Raw genomic sequence first — 23,328 nt, 5'->3', positions numbered from 1 at the left:
CTTACCGCTGGTGTACCAGTTGTCTCGCCAGAGGCATCGCTGGGTAGCTATGTAGGGAAGGGATAAACGCTGAAAGCATCTAAGTGTGAAACCCACCTCAAGATGAGATTTCCCATAACTATATGTTAGTAAGAGCCCTGAGAGAAGATCAGGTAGATAGGTTAGGAGTGGAAGTTGTGTGAGCAATGGAGCGGACTAATACTAATAGCTCGAGGACTTATCCAAAAAGTAACTGAGGATATTTACAGCNGTTTAGNTTTTTGTTAGAATATAGGTATTCAATTTTGAATGTTCATCATTCAGAGTTAAGTGACGATAGCCTAGGAGATACACCTGTACCCATGCCGAACACAGAAGTTAAGCCCTAGAACGCCGGAAGTAGTTGGGGGTTGCCCCCTGTGAGATATGGTAGTCGCTTAGCAAGATAGGAAGTTAAAAGCTTCCTTTTTTGGGAGTTTAGCTCAGCTAAGGAGAACGNAAGTTNGACTTTGTCGAAACTGACGCAAGTCAGTGCACGACAGGGATCCAGTGAGTTAAACGACCATTTGGGAGTTTAGCTCAGCTGGGAGAGCATCTGCCTTACAAGCAGAGGGTCAGCGGTTCGATCCCGTTAACTCCCATTTTTCAAGCGGGTGTAGTTTAGTGGTAAAACTACAGCCTTCCAAGCTGTTGTCGCGAGTTCGATTCTCGTCACCCGCTTTGAACATTTGGGATTACCCAAGTCCGGCTGAAGGGAACGGTCTTGAAAACCGTCAGGCGTGTAAAAGCGTGCGTGGGTTCGAATCCCACATCCTCCTTAATATTAACGCGGGATGGAGCAGCTCGGTAGCTCGTCGGGCTCATAACCCGAAGGTCGTAGGTTCAAATCCTGCTCCCGCAATATTTGGCTCGGTAGCTCAGTTGGTAGAGCAATGGATTGAAGCTCCATGTGTCGGCGGTTCGATTCCGTCTCGCGCCATAACTTAATATTTTTTGGAAGGGTAGCGAAGAGGCTAAACGCGGCGGACTGTAAATCCGCTCCTTCGGGTTCGGGGGTTCGAATCCCTCCCCTTCCATCCTTTACGGGCATAGTTTAAAGGTAGAACTAAGGTCTCCAAAACCTTCAGTGTGGGTTCAATTCCTACTGCCCGTGTATAAGAATATGGCGGGTGTGGTGAAGTGGTTAACACACCAGATTGTGGCTCTGGCATGCGTGGGTTCGATCCCCATCACTCGCCTATTTTATATTATTGGGGTATAGCCAAGCGGTAAGGCAAGGGACTTTGACTCCCTCATGCGTTGGTTCGAATCCAGCTACCCCAGTTATACTTTGCCGGCGTGGCGGAATTGGCAGACGCGCTGGACTCAAAATCCAGTGTCCGCAAGGACGTGCCGGTTCGACCCCGGCCGCCGGTATAGTATTAAAGACAAGGTTTTCGGACCTTGTCTTTTTCTTTTATTTGTTGAATTTTTGGTGCTGAGTTACTAATAAATTCCTTAAATTTATTCTCATTGTTTTCTGAAAACACTTTGACTATTTTCCTTCACTGTGTTATAATTAACCGGTAAAGTATTTACCGGTTAATAGAAAGGAAATACGTATGAAAGTCGCTAATCAGATTGATGAGTTTTTAAATTCTATTTTACTTATTTCTGAGAATCAGCATGAAGTTTTGATTGGGTCCTGTACGAGTGGTTTTTCTTTAACCAATACGCAAGAGCATATTTTGATGTTGTTATCTAAGGAGAATTACTCGAATTCAGAGCTTGCTAAATTGCTAAATGTTAGTCAAGCCGCTGTGACCAAAGCAGTTAAGCAATTACTTTCTTTTGGTATGCTGGAAGCTTTGAAGGACGAGAAAGATGCTCGTATTGTTTTGTATCGGTTAACAGATTTAGGGCGTCCGGTTGCTGAAGAACATTCTCACCATCATGATCATACTTTGGATGTTTATAATCAAGTATTGAGTGAATTTTCTCAAGAAGAACAAATGGTTATTTCTAAATTTTTATCGCGCTTATTGGAGGATCTTCGTTAATGCGTTATATTACTGTTAAAGATCTTTCTTTTTATTATGATCGTGAGCCTGTTCTTGAAGGGGTTAATTATTACTTGGATAGTGGGGAGTTTGTGACGCTAACTGGGGAGAATGGTGCTGCTAAATCTACTTTGATTAAGGCAAGTCTTGGAATTTTAAAACCAAAAGTAGGAACTGTTGAAATCGCTAAGGAAAATGTAGCTGGAAAAAAATTACGAATCGCTTATCTTCCGCAACAAATTGCAAGTTTCAATGCTGGCTTTCCAAGTTCTGTTTATGAGTTTGTGAAATCGGGACGTTATCCTCGTAAGGGCTGGTTTCGTCGGTTAAATCATCATGATGAGGAACACATTTTAGCTAGTTTAACGGCTGTTGGGATGTTAGAGCATCGTGATAAACCGTTAGGGGCTCTATCCGGTGGTCAGAAACAACGGGCGGTCATTGCACGAATGTTTGCGTCTGATCCAGATATTTTTGTGTTGGATGAACCGACTACTGGGATGGATGCTGGTAGCAAGGATGAGTTTTACGAATTGATGCACCACAGTGCCCACCACCATGGGAAGGCTGTTTTGATGATTACGCATGATCCCGAAGAGGTGAGCCATTACGCGGATCGCAATATCCACCTGGTGAGAAAACAAAATTCTCCATGGCGTTGTTTTAATGTCCATGAGAAGGATGGAGGTGAGGGCCATGCTTAGTCTGTTTCAATATGACTTTATGCAACGGGCCTTGTTGGCGATGGTTGCCATGAGTCTCTTCTCCCCTATCTTAGGTGTATTTTTGATTTTGCGTCGTCAGAGCTTGATGAGTGATACGCTGAGCCACGTTTCTCTATCTGGGGTTGCTTTTGGCCTCTTCCTTGGTTTCTCTCCAACTATTTCAACAGTCATTGTGGTAATCATAGCGGCTGTATTTCTAGAGTATTTACGAACAGTCTATAAAGATTTTATGGAAATAGGAACAGCGATTCTCATGTCGACCGGCTTGGCCTTGGCTTTGGTGATCATGAAGGGTGGTGGTAAAAGTTCCATGAGTTTGGACCAGTACCTATTTGGTTCTACCTTGACCATTACCGATGAGCAAGTGCTTGCTTTGTTTATCATTGCAGCCATTGTCCTAGTTTTAACGATTCTCTTTATTCGTCCTATGTATATTCTTACATTTGATGAAGATACAGCTTATGTGGATGGTTTACCAGTGCGTCTCATGTCTATTCTATTTAATATTGTGACGGGGGTGGCTATTGCTTTAATGATTCCGGCCGCGGGTTCTTTGTTGGTGTCTACCATAATGGTCTTGCCAGCTAGTATTGCTTTAAAGCTAGGAAAGACCTTCCGTTCGGTCATGCTGTTGGCAGTGGTTATTGGTTTTGTTGGGATGGTCAGTGGTCTCATTCTTTCTTATTACCCAGATACACCGGTTAGTGCGACCATTACTCTCTTATTTGTATCCTTCTTTTTGCTATCAAATCTTTTTGTTAAATTTAGAAAATAGGTGATCTTATGAAAAAACTTGCATGGCTCATGTTAGCCTTCTGTAGTCTTCTTTTAGTAGCTTGTAGTGGTGGTCAAAATCAGTCAGGAAAATTGAAAGTCATGACTACTTTCTATCCTGTCTATGAATTTACTAAGCAAGTCATCGGAGACGAGGGAAATGTGGAGCTCTTGATTGGGTCTGGTTCGGAACCCCATGATTTTGAATTGTCTGCTAAGGGGCGCGCAAAAATCCAAGAGTCAGATGTCTTTGTCTATGAGAACGAGAACATGGAAACTTGGGTGCCTCAGTTGTTGAAATCAATGGATGGCAAGAAAACCAAGGTTGTCAAAGCGACTGAAAATATGCTTCTTTTACCAGGTGGTGAAGAAGAGCATGACCATGAGGGAGGGGAAGAACACCATCATGACTACGATCCCCATGTCTGGCTGTCTCCACAGAGAGCCATTAAAATGGTGGAAACGATTCGTGATCAACTGGTGAAACAGTACCCAGATAAAAAAGATAGCTTTACAGCTAATGCGGATGCTTATATTGCTAAGTTGAAAAAATTGGATGACAGCTATACGAAGAGCCTATCTGCAGCGAAACAGAAAAACTTTGTAACGCAGCACGCAGCTTTCCGTTATTTGGCCTTGGACTATGGCTTAAATCAAGTCTCTATTTCCGGTTTGTCACCGGATAGTGAGCCGTCTGCGACTCGTTTGAGTGAATTGACAGAGTACATCAAGAAGAACGATATCAAGGTCATCTACTTTGAAGAAAATGCTTCTAAATCCTTATCGAAAACTTTGTCTACTGAAACCGGTGTAGATCTAGCGGTTTTGAATCCACTAGAGAGCTTGACAGATGAACAGATGAAAGATGGTGAAGACTACATCTCTATCATGGGAGCCAACCTCAAATCTTTAGAGTTAACAACGACTCAAGCAGGGAAGGAAATCGCTCCAGAAGAGGAAGAAGACACCAAAACAGTAGCCAATGGCTACTTTGAAGACAGTGCTATTAAGGACCGAACTCTCTCAGACTATGCGGGAGACTGGCAATCTGTGTATCCTTATCTAAAAGATGGCACCTTGGATCAAGTTTTTGATTACAAAGCTAAACTAACCAAGTCCAAAACAGCTGAAGAGTATAAAGCTTACTACACCACAGGCTATAAAACGGATATCGAACGGATTGTCATTACCGACAAAACCATGACCTTCTATAAGAATGGAGAAGAGAAGAAGTTCGAATACCGCTACGCAGGGAAGCATACGCTGACCTATACAAAAGGGAATCGTGGAGTGCGTTATCTCTTTGAAGCAACTGATCCGAATGCGGGTGAATTCAAGTATGTTCAATTTAGTGATCATCAAATTGCTCCCAATAAGGCAGCTCACTTCCATATTTTCTTCGGTGGGGAAAGCCAAGAGGCTCTTTACAATGAATTGGAAAATTGGCCTACTTACTATCCAAGTGACTTATCCGGATTTGAAATTGCACAGGAAATGTTAGCCCATTAATCAAATAGAGAAGATAGTGGGACAGAAATCGGTCATTCGTTAGAATTCGATTTCGTCGTCCCACCTCCGCACAGTTGAGTAGGGCTGTAAAAGCTGATGAAATCAGCGTAGTAGAGCCCACTCAACCACTGCGTCTTGGTCGACAATCCAAAGAAAATTGAGAGGCTAGGACTTTTGTCCCAGCCTCATTTTTTTATAGTAACAGAAACTTGTCAATTTGCTAGAAAAAGGATAAAATTAGGCTTATAGAATAGATTGAATTAGGGAGATTCATGATGAAAAAGTATCGTTTGTTATTGTTGCTTTCTGCTCTACTGTTTTTCCTTGGAGCCTGCGGTGAGAAAAAGCAGGAGACAGGGTCTGAAAGTAAAGAAAGTACGGTTCGTCAATCGAAGGCTAGCTCAGTTACTAGTGAAGCAAAGAAAGCTGAAAGTTCGAGCGAGAAGAAAGAGAAAACAAAGATGGATATTGAAGCAATCGCTCAAGGGGATTATAGCAGCGTAGCTGGTGTCTGGCAAGATGATAAGGGAAATAAATTGGTCTTTGATCAAAATGGTTTGGTCTCTAACGAATATGAATCTTACGGTCTCTCCTTGACGGATTACGGGACTGTTTCGGGAGGAGTTTACGGAGGAATCACAGGTGGATTTTTAATGGAATTCATCCCTGCCGGGCTTACGATTGATGATCAAACGGATGAAAATGGAGAAGTCGTCTTCCATGATGACTCTGATGCCAGCAAGGATCGTCTCTGGACTGGAACTGGGATGTACAGTTTTACGGAACAAGGGTCTTTCCTCTATAAGGTTGGAGATTAGGGAATATTAGTGCCATAGAAAAAAGAATGAAGAGTGGGAAACTCTTCATTCTTTTTTGTTTATTACAATTTAGGGAGCCAAGAGAGGTGGAAATCCAGCTTCTCTGCTTTCAAGAGGTCTTGGTGGCTCACTCTGTCGATTCTTTTCCCATCAAGGGAAAGATCTTGAAGGAAGTGTGGCTGGGCTGTGTGGGCTGTACGATGGATATGCAGCCATTTTTTCTCTTGAGGGAGATAGAGGCGCAGGTGTTTGAAGAGAGGAATCCCTAGGTCATAGACTGGTTTGCCTGGACAAGTCGGATAGAGTCCCAAAACTGACCAGATATACCAAGAAGATAGACTGCCATTATCCTCATCTCCTGGATAGGCCTGGAAGCTTGGCTGGAAGGCTTCTTTGCGAATGGCTTGAATCAGTAAGCTAGTGTATTCTGGGTGTTGGCTATAGCGAAAGAGATAGGGGATGTGGAAACTAGGTTGGTTCGAAATGGCAATTTGCCCAAAAGGAGCTTGGGCCATCTCACTCATTTCGTGAATTTCGTAGCCATAGCCCGTCACTTCATAATGCGGTGCTTGGGTTGCCAGTCGGGTTAAGTAGTGGGTAAAGCCTTCTTCTCCTCCAAAGAGTTGCTTGAGTCCCTCTATGTCGTGAAGGGCGCCTAAGGTTGCCTGAATGGCAGAGCACTCTGCATAGTCGCGTCCCCAACTGATCGGAGAGAAGTCTGGTCTGAAATGCCCCTTCTTATCTTTGGCTCGGATATAACCTGTTTCTGGATCAAAGAGGGTACGGTAGGAAAGGCTAGATTGGGCATATTCTTTGGCAAGATCTTCCTTGCCAAGTATCTGAGCAGTTTGGGCGATACAAAAGTCGCTATAGGAGAAGTCGATGGTATGACTCACGCTTTCGTGATAGTCTGTGGATAGATAACCTAATTCTTTGTACTCTTTCGCTCCTCGTCGACCGTAATGACCATTTGGATCTTCCTTTCTAGCCGTATCCAGCATGGCTTCAAAAAGTTCCGTGTGGAGGTCGGGGGCCAGGCCTTTCTGAATGGCATCTGCAATGACCCCATCAATGAGGGTTCCAGGCATCATGCCTCTTTCGTCCGGCGCTAGCCATTTAGGGAGGAAACCGGTATCCCGGTAATGGCTGAGGAAGCCTTCGAGAAATTCCTGGTAGAGCTCAGGATAGACCAGGCTATAGAGAGGAAAGGTGGTCCGGAAGAGGTCCCAGAAGCCCAAACTAGAGAAGTATTTTCCCTCTTGAATGCGGTTGTGGGCGAAGTCGCGATGAACTGCTTTCCCTTCAAGAGTCACTTCATAACAAGTCTGAGGAAAGAGCAGACTACGGTAGAGACAGTGATCGAAAAAGGTTCGATCCTCTCCACCCGTATCTAAAATTTCAAATCGATCCATTAGCTCTTGCCACTTGCGACCGGCTTTTTCTTTCATCTCTTCAAAGCTAGCTTTAGGGAGATGGAGTTGGGCTAACTCAGGTTTGATAAAGGAAGTGCCCAATCGAGCTTCTAGCGTGGGGCTGTCAAACTCTAGGATCAAATCCTGCCCTAGCCAGTGAGTTCGAGTGATAGCCTGGTCAAATTTGACATGAAGATAGAAAGGAAAGTCTTGTTGGTCTGTATGATTTTGATCTAGGATGTGGAAGCGAAGATTTGTTTCTCCGAATTCTAGCTCAGTTAGTCCATTGGGACAGTGCAAGGCAAGCGCTAGTTCAGATGGCCCCCTAAAGCGAAGGAAGGCTCCATAGAGGCTTGGCGTCACCTCTGTGTGGATTTGATAGCGCTCTGAGGTGAGGGCTAAATAATGGGGCTGAAAGATAGCTTCTTGGATCCGGTAACTGCTCTGTCTAAAATAGAGGTCTTCTTGAGTCGGTATGTTTGTTAGTGGGGTGAGGATACACCAAGAAAAATCCCCAATCCAAGGGCTCGGCTGATGGGTCAAGCGAATGCCTTGAAAGATTGGAAGGTTGGGGTTGAAAAACCAAGCACCCTGTTCATGTGTCGTCTGTGGGAGAAAATAATTCATCCCAAAAGGAACTCCTGTGTAAGGGAGGGTGTTGCCGTTGGAATAAGCTGGGTGATTGTCTGTTCCTAAGCGGGTATCAATGCGAGTCAAATCGGTCTTCATAAAGGACCTCCTGTATTAAAGTAGAGCTTCTAAGCCCTTTTCTTTCTTTATTTTAGCAGAAGCTACTAGAATCTGAAAGCAATTTTTAAAACTAGAAAAGTTTGTAGAAAAAGGGCTATAATTTGCGTATGTATTTCCCCTTTGAAATCTTTTATACTGAATAGGAAAGAATCGATACGTGTGAGGAAAATAAATGACCTATTCAAAAGAAATCGTCAGAGAATGGTTGGATCAAGTAGCAGAACGTGCTAAGGATTACCCTGAGTGGGTGGATGTCTTTGAACGCTGCTACACAGACACTTTAGATAATACAGTTGAAATTTTGGAAGATGGCTCGACCTTTGTCCTGACAGGAGATATCCCAGCTATGTGGCTTCGGGACTCGACTGCTCAGCTGAGACCCTACCTTCATGTGGCAAAAAGAGACCCGCTCTTGCGCCAGACCATTGCAGGTTTGGTCAAACGTCAGATGACCTTGATCCTCAAGGATCCCTATGCGAACTCTTTTAATATTGAGGAAAACTGGAAGGGGCACCATGAAACAGACCATACAGACCTCAATGGATGGACCTGGGAACGCAAATATGAAGTAGATTCGCTTTGCTACCCTTTGCAATTGGCTTATCTCCTTTGGAAAGAAACTGGTGAGACTAGCCAGTTTGATGAAACGTTTGTCTCAGCGACCAAGGAGATCCTTCATCTCTGGACGGTAGAACAAGACCACAACAACTCCCCTTATCGCTTTGTTCGGGATACCGATCGTAAGAAAGACACTTTGGTAAATGATGGTTTTGGTCCTGACTTTGCCGTGACAGGAATGACCTGGTCGGCCTTTCGTCCGAGTGATGACTGCTGTCAGTATAGCTACTTAATCCCGTCCAATATGTTTGCAGTTGTTGTCTTGGGATATGTCCAGGAAATCTTTGCAGAATTGAATCTAGCTGATAGCGAGAGCATGATTGCTGATGCCAAACGTCTCCAAGCTGAGATTCAAGAAGGAATCGAAAACTACGCCTACACCACCAACAGCAAGGGTGAAAAGATTTACGCCTTTGAAGTGGACGGTTTGGGAAATGCTAGCATCATGGACGACCCTAACGTACCAAGTTTGTTAGCTGCTCCCTATCTTGGTTACTGCGCGATCGACGATGAAGTCTATCAAGCTACTCGTCGCACCATTCTGAGCCCTGAAAATCCATACTTCTACCAAGGAGAATACGCTAGCGGTCTCGGAAGTTCGCATACCTTTTACCGCTATATCTGGCCGATTGCCCTATCTATCCAAGGCTTGACAACGACGGACAAGGCAGAGAAGAAGTTCTTGCTGGATCAGTTGGTTGCCTGCGATGGTGGAACAGGAGTGATGCACGAAAGCTTCCACGTAGATGATCCGACTAAATACTCACGTGAATGGTTCTCTTGGGCTAATATGATGTTCTGCGAATTGGTCTTGGATTACCTGGATATTCGCTAATGAGCTATCGCTCAATAGATTTTAAATTTAAGTTAGAATGAGGTTTTACTCATGGAAAATGTTGTTGTACATATTATTTCTCACAGCCACTGGGATCGTGAGTGGTATCTACCTTTTGAAAGTCACCGGATGCAATTGGTGGAACTCTTTGATAATCTATTTGATCTGTTTGAAAATGATCCTGAGTTCAAGAGTTTCCACTTGGATGGCCAAACCATTGTCCTAGATGACTATCTAGAAATTCGCCCTGAAAACCGTGACAAGGTGCAGCGTTATATCGACGAAGGCAAATTGAAGATTGGGCCATTCTATATCTTGCAGGACGATTACTTGATTTCCAGTGAAGCGAACGTTCGCAATACCTTGATTGGACAAGCGGAATGTGCTAAATGGGGCAAGTCAACTCAAATCGGCTACTTCCCGGATACCTTTGGAAATATGGGACAGGCTCCTCAAATCCTTCAAAAATCAGGGCTTCACGTAGCAGCCTTTGGTCGTGGTGTCAAACCGATTGGATTTGACAATCAAGTCCTCGAAGATGAGCAGTTTACCTCTCAATTTTCTGAGATGTATTGGCAGGGGGCGGATGGTAGCCGTGTACTCGGCATTCTTTTTGCCAACTGGTACAGTAACGGGAATGAAATTCCAGTGGATAAAGATGAGGCTTTGACTTTCTGGAAACAAAAATTAGCAGACGTCCGTGACTATGCATCGACAAACCAATGGTTGATGATGAACGGCTGTGACCACCAGCCTGTACAGAGAAATATTAGTGAAGCCATTCGTGTGGCTAATGAACTCTTCCCTGATGTTACCTTTATTCATAGCTCTTTTGACGAATATGTGCAAGCATTGGAAAGTGCGCTCCCTGAGCAATTATCAACGGTCACAGGTGAGTTGACCAGCCAGGAAACCGATGGTTGGTACACTCTGGCGAACACCTCTTCTTCACGCGTTTACCTCAAACAAGCTTTCCAAGAAAATAGTAACTTGTTAGAGCAAGTGGTGGAACCTTTGACTATCATCACTGGTGGCCACAACCACAAGGATCAATTGACCTATGCTTGGAAGACCCTCTTGCAAAATGCGCCACACGATAGTATTTGTGGATGTAGTGTGGATGATGTTCACCGTGAAATGGAAGTTCGTTTTGCCAAGGTCAATCAAGTCGGAAACTTTGTCAAGACCAACCTTCTCAATGAGTGGAAAGAGAAATTAGCGACTCAGAAAGCCCAGAGTGAACAGCTCTTTACGGTGATTAACACTGGCTTGCATGGCAAGGTGGACACTGTCAGCACGGTTATTGATGTAGCGGTTTGTCCATTTAAGGAATTGCACCCGACAGAGGGCTTCAAGAAAATGGCTGCTTTGACCTTGCCAGACTATCACGTAGAGGATTTAGATGGTCATCTTGTAGAAGCGGAGATTGAAGATTTGGGGGCAAGTTTTGGCTATACCTTGCCAAAGGATAAATTCCGTCAACCTTATATAGCGCGTCAAGTGCGCGTGACGGTTCCGGTTCACCTAGCGCCTCTTTCTTGGACAACCTTCCAGCTCCTAGAAGGAAAAGCTTCCCATCATGACGGTATTTACCAAAATGGGGTTCTCGATACGCCATTTGTAACCCTCAGTATTGATGATGGCTTGACCCTTTATGACAAGACGACCAATGAGGCTTATGAGGACTTCCTTCGCTTCGAAGACCGCGGTGATATTGGAAATGAATACATTTACTTCCAACCAAAAGGAACCGAACCAATCTATGCGGAGCTCAAAACTCATGAGGTCTTAGAAAATAATGCTCGCTATGCAAAAATTTTGCTCAAGCATGACTTGACGATTCCAGTCAGCGCAGATGAAAAATTGGATGCAGAACAAAGAGGGATTATCGAGTTTATGAACCGAGAGGCAGGACGTTCAGAAGAGCTGACAACCATTTCGTTGGAAACAGAGATGACCGTCTTTGTGGATGACCCGCAGATCCGCTTTAAAACTCGCTTTACCAATACTGCAAAAGACCACCGCATCCGTCTCTTGGTCAAGACTCATAACACCCGTCCGAGCAATGATTCTGAAAGCATCTATGAGGTGGTGACAAGACCAAACCGACCAGCAGCTTCTTGGGAAAATCCTGAAAATCCCCAACACCAACAAGCTTTTGTTAGCTTGTATGACGATATCAAAGGGGTGACGGTAGCTAATAAAGGATTGCATGAGTATGAAATCCTTGGAGACGACACCATAGCTGTAACCCTTCTTCGTGCTTCAGGTGAACTCGGTGACTGGGGCTACTTCCCAACACCAGAAGCACAGTGCTTGCGCGATATCGAAGTTGAGTTTGCAGTAGAGTGCCACCAAGCTCAGGATCGATTCTCAGCCTTCCGTCGTGCCAAAGCCTTCCAGGTGCCATTTACAGCTCTTCAAATCGCAAAACAAGAGGGGAGCGTTGCCGCAACGGGTAGTCTCTTTAACCACCCAGCACTGAACTTGCCACAAGTCTGCCCAACAGCCTTTAAGGTGGCTGAGAATGAAGAAGGTTATGTCCTTCGTTACTACAACATGAGTCAAGAAAATGTTCGCGTGTCTGAAAAACAACAAGCCATTCTTGACTTGCTGGAACGCCCATACCCAGTTCATTCAGGACTATTGGCACCACAGGAAATTCGTACAGAATTCATTCAAAAAGAAGAAATTTAATTTCAAACAGTAAACAGAAACAGAAAGGAGGAGCGAAGAAGTAAGAACCAACTGCGGACTCGCTCCTTTTTGTAGGTGAAAGCAATGACCATTGCAACGATTGATATCGGAGGGACTGGCATTAAGTTTGCTAGTCTGACTCCTGATGGAAAGATTTTAGATAAGACCAGCACCCCAACTCCAAAAACTCTAGATGATTTGTTGGCTTGGTTGGACCAACGCTTGTCAGAACAGGACTATCGCGGGATTGCTATGAGTGTGCCAGGTGCGGTCAATCAAGAAACAGGAGAGATTGAGGGGATTAGTGCCATTCCATATATCCATGGTTTTTCATGGTACCAGGTCCTTGCTCATCACCAACTACCTGTCCATCTAGAAAATGATGCCAACTGTGTTGGACTTAGTGAGCTGCTGGCTCATCCTGAGACTGAAAATGCAGCCTGCGTCGTGATTGGTACAGGAATCGGTGGGGCTATGATTATCAATGGGAAACTACACCGTGGTCGCCATGGCTTGGGTGGAGAGTTTGGTTACATGACGACTCTTGCACCAACTGAGAAACTCAATAACTGGTCGCAACTAGCGTCAACTGGAAATATGGTACGATACGTGATTGAAAAATCTGGTCAGACTGACTGGGATGGCCGTAAGATTTACCAAGAGGCGGCAGCAGGTAATACCCTTTGTCAAGAAGCCATTGAGCGTATGAACCGCAATCTTGCTCAAGGACTACTCAATATTCAGTATCTGATCGACCCAGATGTCATTAGTCTAGGTGGGTCTATCAGTCAGAATCCAGAGTTTATCAAAGGGGTTCAAAAAGCAGTAGATGCTTTTGTGGAAAGATATGAAGAATATACAATTGCGCCAGTCATCCAAGCCTGCACCTATCAGGCAGATGCCAATCTCTACGGTGCTCTTGTCAACTGGTTACAGGAGGAAAACCAATGGTAAACTTTACCGGAATTAGCAATAAACAAACTCAAGCTATAGAGTTGCTTCAAAAGCACATTTCTCTACCAGATGTAGAAGTGGCAGTTACTCAGTCTGACCAAGCTTCTATCTCTATCAAGGGTGAAGGCGGAAAGTATCAATTGACTTATGACAAGCCTCACCAACTCTACCGTGCCTTGTCTGTACTAGCAACAGCGTTAGCAGAAGGTGATAAGGTGGAGATTGAGGAGCAAACAGCTTATGAAGAGTTAGCCTACATGGCAGATTGTTCCCGAAACGCTGTTTTGAATGTTGCCTCTGCCAAGCAGATGATTGAGGTCTTGGCTCTCATGGGTTATTCAACCTTTGAGCTCTACATGGAAGATACCTATCAAATCGAGAGGCAACCTTATTTTGGTTACTTCCGTGGAGCATACTCAGCTGAAGAGTTACAGGAAATCGAAGCCTACGCCCAGCAGTTTGATATGACCTTTGTTCCTTGTATCCAGACCTTGGCCCACTTGTCAGCCTTTGTCAAATGGGGTGTCAAAGAAGTCCAGCAACTTCGTGATGTAGAGGACATTCTCCTCATCGGTGAAGAAAAAGTTTACGACTTGATTGACGGTATGTTTGCGACCCTATCTAAACTACAAACTCGCAAGGTCAATATCGGAATGGACGAAGCCCACTTGGTTGGTTTGGGACGCTACCTCATCCTGAACGGCGTTGTTGATCGGAGTCTCCTTATGTGTCAACACTTGGAGCGCGTGCTAGATATTGCAGATAAATATGGTTTCCACTGTCAGATGTGGAGCGATATGTTCTTCAAGCTCATGTCAGCAGATGGCCAGTACGACCGTGATGTGGAGATTCCAGAGGAAACTCGCGTTTATCTAGACCGTCTCAAAGACCGTGTGACCTTGGTTTACTGGGATTATTACCAAGATAGCGAGGAAAAATACAACCGCAACTTCCGTAACCACCACAAGATTAGCCAGGATATCGCCTTTGCAGGTGGTGCTTGGAAGTGGATTGGTTTCACACCTCATAACCATTTCAGTCGTCTCATCGCTGTTGAAGCTAACAAAGCTTGCCGTGCCAATCAAATTAAAGAAGTCATTGTGACTGGTTGGGGGGATAATGGTGGAGAAACAGCCCAATTCTCTATTCTGCCAAGTCTACAAATCTGGGCAGAACTCAGCTATCGCAATGATTTAGAACGTTTGTCTGCTCATTTCAAGACCAATACAGGTCTATCCGTTGAGGACTTTATGCAGCTTGACCTTGCCAACCTCTTACCAGATCTACCAGGAAATCTGAGTGGGATTAATCCTAACCGCTATGTCTTTTATCAGGATATTCTTTGCCCGACTCTTGATCAGCACATGACACCTGAACAGGATAAACCTCACTTTGTCCAGGCTACTGAAACCCTTGCTGCTATTAAAGAAAAAGCTGGAGTCTACGCTTATCTCTTTGAGACCCAGGCTCAGTTAAATGCTATTTTAAGTAGCAAGGTTGATGTGGGACGACGCATTCGCCAAGCCTATCACGCAGATGATAAAGACGGCTTGAAACAAATCGCCAGAGAAGAATTGCCAAAACTCAGAAGTGAGATTGAAAACTTCCATGCCCTCTTTAGCCACCAATGGCTGAAAGAAAACAAGGTCTTTGGTTTGGATACGGTCGATATCCGCATGGGAGGGCTCTTACAACGGATTAAGCGAGCAGAAAGTCGTATTGAAGACTATCTAACTGGTTCTATCTCACGTATTGATGAGTTGGAAGTAGAGATCTTGCCATTTAATGATTTCTACGCAGACAAGGACTTTGCAGCCACGACAGCCAACCAATGGCATACGATTGCAACAGCTTCGACCATTTATACAACCTAATCTAAAAAGGTGTCTTTAAAGAGGATGATGTTGAAGGAGAAGAAGAATGTCCGATGAATGGAGATCTATCTTCTCCTTTTTTCTCCATTTTTAAGGCTATGTCATAAATTTGTAGAATTTTTTCTATAATTAGGAGTTTGAAAAAGTTTTCATAGAGTTTTATAATTAATAATGTAAACGTTACCAAAGGGAGAAAACGCCAAAGGAGGGAGTCAGATGAAAAAGTTTGTGAAGACCTTGAGAGAAAATCTTATTTTCTTCTTGATGGTTTTACCAGGTGCAGTGTGGTTGATTTTATTCTTCTACATACCTGTTTTGGGAAACGTTGTTGCATTTAAAGACTATCATATCACTGGAGAGGGATTTATTGATAGCGTAATGAAAAGTAAGTGGGTTGGGTTTGATAACTTCAAATTCCTCTTTAGCTCCAACGATGCTTATATCATTACGAGAAATACTGTTCTATACAACTTAGCCTTTATTTTCTTGGGCTTGATTGTTTCTGTTGGGATTGCCATTATCTTTAGTGAGATGCGGTCTAAACGGTTGGTCAAAGTATTTCAAACATCAATGCTGTTCCCTTATTTCTTGTCATGGGTTATCATTAGCTTCTTTACAGATGCCTTCTTAAACGTCGATAAAGGCTTGATTAACCATGTCTTGACATCCCTTGGGATGAAAGGAATCAACTTCTATACAGAGGTTTCCATTTGGCCGGCTCTTCTCCTTTTCTTAGGAATCTGGAAGGGCTTTGGTTATAGTAGTGTCATGTACTACGCAACCATCATGGGAATAGATCCAACCTTTTACGAAGCAGCAACAGTGGACGGGGCATCCAAGTGGCAACGAATCCGCCACATTACCATTCCTCAGTTGGCTTCCTTGATTACGGTCTTGACTATCCTTGCAATCGGAAATATCTTCCGTGCAGACTTTGGATTGTTCTACCAAATCCCACATAACTCAGGTGCTCTTTATAGTGTGACAAACGTAATTGACGTCTATGTCTACAATGGACTTGCTAAATCAGGAGATATTGCGATGGCCGCAGCAGCTGGTCTTTACCAATCAGTTGTTGGATTGATTCTCGTTTTACTTTCTAATATTGTAGCACGTCGGATTGATAAGAATGCAGCGCTCTTCTAGAAAGGAGGATACCATGGCAAAATCAAAAATTAAAAAAGAAAAAGTTGATAATGTTGGGATCCACTCCTTCAGTAAGAAAGCAGATATTTTCTTTAGTAGCATTGTCGGCTTGGTTGCGTTATCCTGTATCTTGCCCTTCATCTTCGTTGTCATGATTTCCTTGACAGATGAACAAAGTTTGGCTATTCACGGCTTCCAATTTTGGCCTGCTAAGTTTGGTGCAGATGGCTATCTTTTCCTTGTCCAATTTAAGGATAAGATTCTTCAAGCCCTCTTTATTACCCTGTTTGTGACGATTGTAGGGACAGCATGTAATGTCTTTATTACAACAACCTATGCCTACGCTATCTCTCGTAGAACCTTTAAGTACAGAAACTTCTTTACGGTCTTTGCACTCTTGAGTATGCTCTTTAGTGCAGGGATGGTACCAGGTTACATCGTTACTACTCAGTTGCTTCATTTAGGAGATACGGTTGGAGCCCTCATCATTCCGATGTTATTGAGTCCCTTCAATATCATCTTGATGCGGACCTTCTTCAAACGGACGATCCCAGAAGCAATTCTTGAGTCTGCTCGGATAGATGGAGCAAGTGAGACGCGGATCTTCTTCCAGATCTGTTTGCCACTTTCTCTCCCAGGGATTGCAACGATCAGTCTCTTCACGGCCCTTGGCTTCTGGAATGACTGGTTTAACGCCCTTCTCTATATCAAGAGTGAAAACCTCTATCCTCTTCAATACTTGCTGATGCAAATCCAAAATAACATGGATTACATCTCTAAATCAGTCGGTGCATCTAGCCAAATCGCTGGTGCGGTCCAATCCCTTCCTAAGGAAACTGGACGGATGGCCATGGTGGTGGTGGCAACAGTTCCAATCGCTATCCTCTATCCATTCTTCCAACGTTACTTTGTAAAAGGATTGACCATCGGTGGTGTTAAAGAGTAAGCAACTCTTGCTCACCCACCCTTCATAATGTTAATAAAGAAAAATAAAAAAGGAGTTTTTCTCATGAAAAATTGGAAAAAATATGCTTTAGCTTCTGCTAGCGTTCTCGCACTTGGAGCAACTCTTGCTGCTTGTGGCAACTTGACAGGTGATAACCAAAAATCATCTAAGAGTGAAGATGGTAAAACAGTTATCAAAATGTACCAAATCGGTGACAAACCTGATAACTTGGATACTTTGTTAGAAAATGCTAACAAGATCATCGAAGAAAAAGCTGGTGTTAAACTAGACATCCAATACCTTGGTTGGGGTGACTATGACAAGAAGATGAACGTTATCATTTCATCTGGTGAAAACTACGATATTGCCTTTGCAAACAACTATGTCATCAACGCTCAAAAAGGTGCTTATGCTGACTTGACAGACTTGTATAAGAAAGAAGGAAAAGAGCTTTATGAAGCACTTGACCCAGCTTATATCAAAGGGAATACTGTAAATGGCAAGATTTATGCTGTTCCAGTTGCAGCCAACGTTGCATCTTCACAAAACTTTGCCTTCAACGGACCACTTCTTGAAAAATATGGTATCGACATCTCAAATGTAAAAGACTATGCTTCTCTTGAACCAGTCTTGAAAGCCATCAAAGAAAAAGATCCAAACGTTGTTCCATTCGCAATGAACAAGAGCTATGGTGGACCTTCTGATGACTTCGATTACATTGCAGTAGATGGACTTCCATTCGTTGTTGATTTGCAAGGTGACACAACTAAGATCGTTGACCGTTACACTATTCCACGTTATGTTGAAAACTTGAAGACTCTTCATAAATACTATGAAGCTGGTTACATTCCAAAAGACGTAGCTACAAGCGACACTGGATATGACCTTTCTCAAGATACTTGGTTGGTACGTGAAGAAACAGTAGGACCTGCTGACTACGGTAATAGCTTGCTTACTCGTGTAGCAAACCGTAAGATTGAAATCAAACCATTCACTCAACTTTACAAGAAAAACAACACTACTCAAGTTGCAAACTTTGTTATCTCAAACAACTCTAAGAACAAAGAAAAAGCAATGGAAGTATTGAACCTCTTGAATACAAACCCAGAACTCTTGAACGGTCTTGTTTACGGTCCAGAAGGCAAGAACTGGGAAAAAGTTGAAGGTAAAGAAAACCGTGTGAAAGTCTTGGATGGCTACAACGGAAACACTCACATGTCTGGATGGAACACTGGTAACAACTGGATCCTTTACATCAACGAAAACGTTACAGACGAGCAAATTGCACAATCTAAGAAAGACTTGGAAACTGCAAAAGAATCTCCAGCGCTTGGATTCATCTTCAACACTGAAAATGTTAAATCAGAAATCACTGCCCTCACAAACACTTTGAACCAATTCACAAGTGCCATCAATACAGGTACAGTAGATCCTGAAGTTGAAATTCCTAAGATGCTTGAAAAATTGAAATCAGAAGGTGCCTACCAAAAAGTATTGGATGAAATTCAAAAACAATACGATGAGTACCTTGCTGCTAAGAAATAAGCTAACAATACTTGCTTAAGTCTATTAAAAGACTTTGAGGTCTTCGCACTTCAAAGTCTTTTCTGTTGATAGTATAGAATCGAAACCATCAGGGGAAATGTGCTATAATATAGGGTATAATCATCATTTGTATTAGGGAAACTATACTAACTTGATTGAAGTTCCCCTCTACAGCAAGTGAATATGGAGACGAAATATGGGAAGAATCATTGAACTTATTTTTACAAGAGTCTACTTAGCTATGCTGGTAACAGGAATTTTTTGGGCGTTAACTTTTTGTGGTGGAATCTTATTTGGATTTGGGCCAGCTAGCGCAACAATTATGAGTCTATATGCCGAACATGGATCTGATTACAAGCAATATGCTTGGTCTGAAGCTTGGTCGCTCTATAAAGAAAACTTCCGTCGTGCCAACCAGGTTTTCTATACATTTTTTTTAATCGAAGCCATTCTTGTTTATGGCATGTATCTGATGATTCAATTGCCCCACTTGTCCCTATTTCAGATTTTTATCTTATTGGTTAATTTGATTTTCTTATTGGTGGCTCCCCTGACCTTTGCAGTCTACCTCAAGCTTCAAGTCCATTTTGAGTTGTCCTATCTCAACAGCTTGAAGTTGAGCTTTATTGGTGCTTTTCTTGATATTCGTGCAGTGACGAAGTTTCTCTTGGGGACCTTTCTTCTAGGAGTTGTTATCCATTTCGTTCCGGCTTTATTTTTCTTTGTTTTACTGGGCTTGTGGCATTTCTTTGTCAATGATATTTTTCAACCCGTCTATGAAACAATTCGCTCTAAAGTGGTTTCTTGATTATGAAAAAAATATGGTTAGCAACACTTTTGAAGTTCTATGCCTATATCATGGTGGGGATCATCACGACTTTAGGTGTGACGGTATCGTTGGTCTATTGGCATAATCAGCGAGCAGAGACAGATCGAATCGCTCAGTTGATTTCCTCCCGCTTGACTGCTGAGGTAGAGGATATTTATAAGAGATCTTCTCAATGGGGGAAGAGTCTGGTTGAAAATCCGGCCAAACTTGAAGGTGTTTATAAATATTTTTCCTTGACGCCTTCTGAATACGAAAGTTGGCGCCTGGACAATTATTTTTCCAACTATATTCAAGTCTCCTTACACCGCAATGTTGAGACTCTTTACTTGGAACACGACGCCCTGGATGAAATTGATTTGGTGTTAAATGACTATACAACGGTCTTTGTCTCCAGTAAAAGTAAAAAAGGAGGACAACAAGTTCCAGCGGATCAATACGTAGCTAGTTCACAAGCAATCCCAGTCCCCTTGACGGATGTGACGACTGGCGAAGATATTGGACTGGCTTACATTAAAATCAACCCAGCGCTTTTGGATTCTGTTGTCGACAATATTCAAGACACGATTCCAGTTGTCGTCCAGATTTATAATCCCTTGGGGAAGGATTTTTACCACAGGGGAGACATCAAGCCAGAAGATCATAATCAGTGGATTGTACGAGATACTGCTTACGGCTATCAAATCTGGGTTGGGATTCCGACCTCTTACACGGTTCGAACAGCCTTATTTAGTTTTACCTGGATGATTTCGGTCGCCTTAATCCTGGTTTTGGTCTTGTATCTCTTGCTCCAGCGAATTTTCCGTAATTACCAAAAACAAGTTTTGGATTTGGTAGATACCATGGAAGCCATCAGCCAGGGGGATTCTGAGCGACGGATCAATGTGGATACCAAAGAGCAGGAGCTCCTCCTAGTGGCAGAAATGACCAATACCATGTTGGATAATATGGACAAGTCTATTCGGGATATCTATCAGTTACAACTGAGCCAGAAAGATGCCAATATGAAGGCCTTACAAGCGCAGATTAATCCGCATTTCATGTATAATACCATGGAGTTTATTCGCATGTATGCAGTCATGCAGGACCAAGAAGAATTAGCCGATATTATTTACGAATTTAGTAGTCTCCTTCGAAACAATATTTCAGAGGAGAAAGAGACGACCATAGAAAATGAGTTGGAATTTTGTAGAAAATACAGCTATCTCTGTATGGTGCGTTATCCAAAATCGATTGCCTATGGCTTTAAAATTGAAACAGGTCTAGAAGAGATGGTTATTCCAAAGTTTACTCTTCAGCCACTAGTGGAAAATTACTTTGTTCATGGAGTTGATCACAAACGCAAGGACAATGTCATTAGTATCAAGGTCCGTCATGTTGGAGAAACTGTGGAAATTCGTGTCCAGGACAATGGGAGAGGGATGGAACCGAGCCAGTTGCAACGGATCCAACAAATATTGAGTCATAGGGGTCCTCGAGAAGAAGTAGAAGAGAGTAAGGGACGGCAATCAATTGGGATTGTCAATGTCCACGAGCGTTTCCGTCTCTACTTTGGGGATCGTTACCACATTCAAATTACATCAGAAAAAGGAAAAGGGGTCCTCTATACGATTACCATCGAGGACACTTAAGAGGAAAAAATCGTGTATAAAGTCTTATTGGTTGACGATGAATATATGATTACTGAGGGGTTAAAAAAACTGATTCCCTTTGAAAAATGGGACATGGAGGTTGTTTACACAGCAGAGGATGCAGATCAGGCCTTGGCTTATGTTGCAGATTATCCAGTGGATATCGTGATTACGGATGTCAATATGCCAGGAAAAACTGGTCTGGAAATGATTGATCAAATGCAGTCCATTCTTCCCCATGCAGCCTATATCATTATGTCAGGTTACCAAGATTTTGCTTATGTAAAAAAAGCCTTAAACCTCCGGGTAGCAGACTATTTGTTAAAGCCTGTCAATAAGGTGGAGTTGGGGAATATCCTAGAAAAATTATCTCAAACTCTGAAAAAACCAGATCAAGAGACGGCCAATCGGCTCCTTCATGAAGATTGGTCAGAAGAAGAGTTTGAGCAGGCAATCCGAGGAAGAAAGCAACTCTGGATTGGAGTGGATAAGGAAAGGAAAGGCTTTGCCAGTTCGTCTTATCAGGTCTTGGGACAAAATCTTCAACTCTATCTTTCATATGAGGATGAGGGGGCTTTCCTACAGCGTCGTTTCCAAGCACCTTATAAGGAACATTTTCAACAATTTAAAGAGCTTGTTGAACGAAGTCTATTTTATGGGGATCTCCCTTTGGAAGAAGAAGATGGCGTCTTTAATTACTACGAACCCATCTACCGTGTCATCATCCAGGGGAATATCCAACAGATTTTAGAGGAGTTGAACTGGTTGGAAGAAACCGTGAAAAGCCATACTCCAAAAGTGGCGATAGCCAAGCAACTCTTTATTCAGTTTATTATGGATGTCTTTCATTTATTTGAACACTTGCATGGAGATGACCTGACAGAAGTTGTGAAAACTGTTCATGAGACAACGACTTTCGAGGATCTTGTTACCTGCGTTCGGAACCAATTGGAGAATTTCTTCTCTCAATATCGAATGAACAATAATGTGGCGACTGTCTTGGAAGTTATCGGACGTGACTATCGGAAGGAACTGTCGCTCAAGGATATCAGCAAAGATCTCTATATCAATCCCGTTTATTTAGGACAATTGATTAAACGTGAGACCAATTCCACCTTTGCTGAGCTCTTGAATAAACAACGGATCAAAGCGGCCCAACAGTTACTTTTATCCACAACTGAAAGTATTGAAGATATTTGCTATGAAGTAGGCTACAGTAATGTCGGTTACTTTTACAAGGTTTTCCGCAAGTTGTGTGGCAAGTCGCCCAAAGCCTACCGTCAACAAATCGGCGTAGAGGAAAGTGACTAATCTATAAACATAAAAAAAGACCCTCCATTTGTCAATCAATGGAGGGTGTTTGTTAGTTGTTTCTTCCAACCAAAATAGTGGCAGAAATCGTGATGTGAGTCAAATCGCTCCAGTCGATTTGAGATGCATCGACATGAAAGAGGAGAGGCGTCATGCTCAGAAGAGCCTCCCGCAATGCTGGTGTGAGTTCGAAAGTTTCCTGGCAATGGAGGCTTTGTTCAACCGTAAAATGATCAGAGAAATGTCGAATAATCTGCTCATTGGAATAATCGGCCTGATCGAGGTGCTCCTTAACCTTCTGACGAATTTCTTGCAGATGGCTTGGTGTTGGGATAACCTTAATAAGGCGACCGTCTGGGGCCAGGATCCGTTTAAATTCCTGATAGTTCGCTGGCGAAAAGATGTCTAGAAGAAGGTCCATACTCTGGTCTAAAAGAGGGAGGCGAGCTAGGTCCCCGACAAACCACTTGACCTTCCATTCATGGTCGCTCTTAGCAGCCAGCTGGATCGATTCCTTAGACAAATCAAAGGCGTAAAAGGAATGGTCTGGATACCGTTCTTGTAAGATGCGAGAATAGTACCCTTCCCCGCAACCAATATCTAAAATGTTGGATGGATGGTCCAGTGGAGACAAGCATTCTGATAGGGTAGTAAGGATATGGTCGTAGAAGCCGTTCTCTAAAACTAGTTGCCGGTTTTGGAAACTCTCCTTGTCATAGTCCTTAGAGGGCTTCACTTGTGGAGCCAAGTTCACATAGCCAAACTTAGCAAGGTCAAAGGAGTGACGGTTGGGACAAGTCAAGCTTTGTTGGACCAGGTCAAGGGCTTCCTGACAGATGGGACAGGCAAAAGCTGTTGCGGTCTGAAATCGTTGTAATTTTGGTTTGATCGTCATGATACTTCTAGTGTACCAAAAAACCTCTGAAAGTCATAGTTTCA

General features: G+C 43.1%; 17 protein-coding genes, 10 tRNA genes and 2 rRNA genes. 27 read left to right on the top strand and 2 right to left on the bottom strand.

Going from position 1 to position 23,328, the window contains the following annotated elements; all coding sequences use genetic code 11:
- The 17 genes from D8785_RS06320 to D8785_RS06240 all read left to right on the top strand — a co-directional run.
- A 23S ribosomal RNA gene (locus D8785_RS06320) occupies positions 1-225 on the top strand; the annotation flags it as partial.
- An 80-nt stretch (positions 226-305) separates the two neighbouring features.
- A 5S ribosomal RNA gene (rrf, locus tag D8785_RS06315) occupies positions 306-421 on the top strand.
- A gap of 126 nt (positions 422-547) precedes the next feature.
- Positions 548-620 (top strand) — tRNA-Val (locus tag D8785_RS06310).
- An 8-nt stretch (positions 621-628) separates the two neighbouring features.
- A tRNA-Gly gene (locus D8785_RS06305) sits at positions 629-699 on the top strand.
- A gap of 10 nt (positions 700-709) precedes the next feature.
- A tRNA-Ser gene (locus tag D8785_RS06300) sits at positions 710-797 on the top strand.
- Positions 798-806: 9 nt separating this feature from the next.
- Positions 807-880 (top strand) — tRNA-Met (locus tag D8785_RS06295).
- 5 nt (positions 881-885) lie between these two features.
- Positions 886-958: transfer RNA gene (locus D8785_RS06290), tRNA-Phe, on the top strand.
- A 16-nt stretch (positions 959-974) separates the two neighbouring features.
- Positions 975-1,055: transfer RNA gene (locus D8785_RS06285), tRNA-Tyr, on the top strand.
- Positions 1,056-1,061: 6 nt separating this feature from the next.
- Positions 1,062-1,132, top strand: a tRNA-Trp gene (locus D8785_RS06280).
- 12 nt (positions 1,133-1,144) lie between these two features.
- Positions 1,145-1,217, top strand: a tRNA-His gene (locus D8785_RS06275).
- Between the two features lie 13 nt (positions 1,218-1,230).
- Positions 1,231-1,302 (top strand) — tRNA-Gln (locus D8785_RS06270).
- Between the two features lie 9 nt (positions 1,303-1,311).
- Positions 1,312-1,395: transfer RNA gene (locus tag D8785_RS06265), tRNA-Leu, on the top strand.
- A 185-nt stretch (positions 1,396-1,580) separates the two neighbouring features.
- Positions 1,581-2,018: a zinc-dependent MarR family transcriptional regulator gene (locus D8785_RS06260; protein WP_125374847.1), complete on the top strand. Its 438-nt coding sequence runs from the start codon at positions 1,581-1,583 to the stop codon at positions 2,016-2,018.
- Complete coding sequence (locus tag D8785_RS06255) at positions 2,018-2,722, top strand: metal ABC transporter ATP-binding protein (RefSeq protein WP_125374846.1); 705 nt, start codon at positions 2,018-2,020, stop codon at positions 2,720-2,722. Before D8785_RS06260 ends, D8785_RS06255 begins: the two co-directional genes overlap by 1 nt.
- Positions 2,715-3,518, top strand: coding sequence for a metal ABC transporter permease (locus D8785_RS06250; RefSeq protein ID WP_125374845.1), 804 nt, complete (start codon positions 2,715-2,717; stop codon positions 3,516-3,518). The genes D8785_RS06255 and D8785_RS06250 overlap by 8 nt, the downstream gene beginning before the upstream one ends.
- Before the next feature lie 8 nt (positions 3,519-3,526).
- Positions 3,527-5,026: a zinc ABC transporter substrate-binding protein AdcA gene (locus tag D8785_RS06245; protein WP_125374844.1), complete on the top strand. Its 1,500-nt coding sequence runs from the start codon at positions 3,527-3,529 to the stop codon at positions 5,024-5,026.
- Positions 5,027-5,298: 272 nt separating this feature from the next.
- The gene (locus D8785_RS06240) at positions 5,299-5,844 is read left to right on the top strand and encodes a DUF6287 domain-containing protein (protein WP_125374843.1); all 546 of its coding nucleotides are present in this window, start codon (positions 5,299-5,301) and stop codon (positions 5,842-5,844) included.
- A 62-nt stretch (positions 5,845-5,906) separates the two neighbouring features.
- Here D8785_RS06240 and D8785_RS06235 read toward each other — a convergent pair whose 3' ends face one another.
- On the bottom strand, positions 5,907-7,985 hold the full coding sequence (locus D8785_RS06235; RefSeq protein WP_125374842.1) for a GH92 family glycosyl hydrolase: 2,079 nt from the start codon (positions 7,983-7,985) through the stop codon (positions 5,907-5,909).
- Between the two features lie 193 nt (positions 7,986-8,178).
- On the opposite strand from D8785_RS06235, the gene D8785_RS06230 reads away from it, so the two are divergent.
- From D8785_RS06230 to D8785_RS06185, 10 genes are all read left to right on the top strand, one after another.
- Entirely contained in the window at positions 8,179-9,459 is a 1,281-nt protein-coding gene (locus D8785_RS06230; protein ID WP_125374841.1) for a glycoside hydrolase family 125 protein, read from the top strand.
- A gap of 51 nt (positions 9,460-9,510) precedes the next feature.
- Entirely contained in the window at positions 9,511-12,156 is a 2,646-nt protein-coding gene (locus tag D8785_RS06225; protein WP_125374840.1) for an alpha-mannosidase, read from the top strand.
- An 84-nt stretch (positions 12,157-12,240) separates the two neighbouring features.
- Positions 12,241-13,110 carry an ROK family protein gene (locus D8785_RS06220; protein WP_125374839.1) on the top strand — a complete coding sequence of 290 codons (870 nt, stop codon included), beginning with the start codon at positions 12,241-12,243 and terminating at the stop codon, positions 13,108-13,110.
- Positions 13,104-14,984 carry a beta-N-acetylhexosaminidase gene (locus D8785_RS06215; protein WP_125374838.1) on the top strand — a complete coding sequence of 627 codons (1,881 nt, stop codon included), beginning with the start codon at positions 13,104-13,106 and terminating at the stop codon, positions 14,982-14,984. The genes D8785_RS06220 and D8785_RS06215 overlap by 7 nt, the downstream gene beginning before the upstream one ends.
- Positions 14,985-15,200: 216 nt before the next feature.
- Positions 15,201-16,130 carry an ABC transporter permease gene (locus tag D8785_RS06210; protein ID WP_125374837.1) on the top strand — a complete coding sequence of 310 codons (930 nt, stop codon included), beginning with the start codon at positions 15,201-15,203 and terminating at the stop codon, positions 16,128-16,130.
- A gap of 13 nt (positions 16,131-16,143) precedes the next feature.
- The gene (locus D8785_RS06205) at positions 16,144-17,076 is read left to right on the top strand and encodes a carbohydrate ABC transporter permease (protein WP_023022064.1); all 933 of its coding nucleotides are present in this window, start codon (positions 16,144-16,146) and stop codon (positions 17,074-17,076) included.
- 63 nt (positions 17,077-17,139) lie between these two features.
- Positions 17,140-18,621, top strand: a complete 1,482-nt coding sequence (locus D8785_RS06200; RefSeq protein WP_125374836.1) for an ABC transporter substrate-binding protein — start codon at positions 17,140-17,142, stop codon at positions 18,619-18,621.
- Positions 18,622-18,817: 196 nt separating this feature from the next.
- A complete protein-coding gene (locus tag D8785_RS06195) occupies positions 18,818-19,429 on the top strand; it encodes a YesL family protein (protein ID WP_125374835.1) in 612 nt (203 codons plus the stop codon).
- 2 nt (positions 19,430-19,431) lie between these two features.
- Entirely contained in the window at positions 19,432-21,078 is a 1,647-nt protein-coding gene (locus D8785_RS06190) for a sensor histidine kinase (protein WP_125374834.1), read from the top strand.
- Between the two features lie 12 nt (positions 21,079-21,090).
- Complete coding sequence (locus D8785_RS06185) at positions 21,091-22,389, top strand: response regulator transcription factor (protein WP_125374833.1); 1,299 nt, start codon at positions 21,091-21,093, stop codon at positions 22,387-22,389.
- 52 nt (positions 22,390-22,441) lie between these two features.
- Here the strand turns inward: D8785_RS06185 and D8785_RS06180 are convergent, their stop codons facing one another.
- Positions 22,442-23,284, bottom strand: a complete 843-nt coding sequence (locus D8785_RS06180; RefSeq protein WP_023027550.1) for a methyltransferase domain-containing protein — start codon at positions 23,282-23,284, stop codon at positions 22,442-22,444.
- Between the last annotated feature and the right edge of the window lie 44 nt (positions 23,285-23,328).

The organism is Streptococcus australis (genome assembly GCF_003943615.1).
GTDB classification, from domain to species: Bacteria; Bacillota; Bacilli; order Lactobacillales; family Streptococcaceae; genus Streptococcus; species Streptococcus australis_C.
Note: the sequence above shows the minus strand (reverse complement) of the source record. Positions and strands in the feature narration are given on the sequence as shown.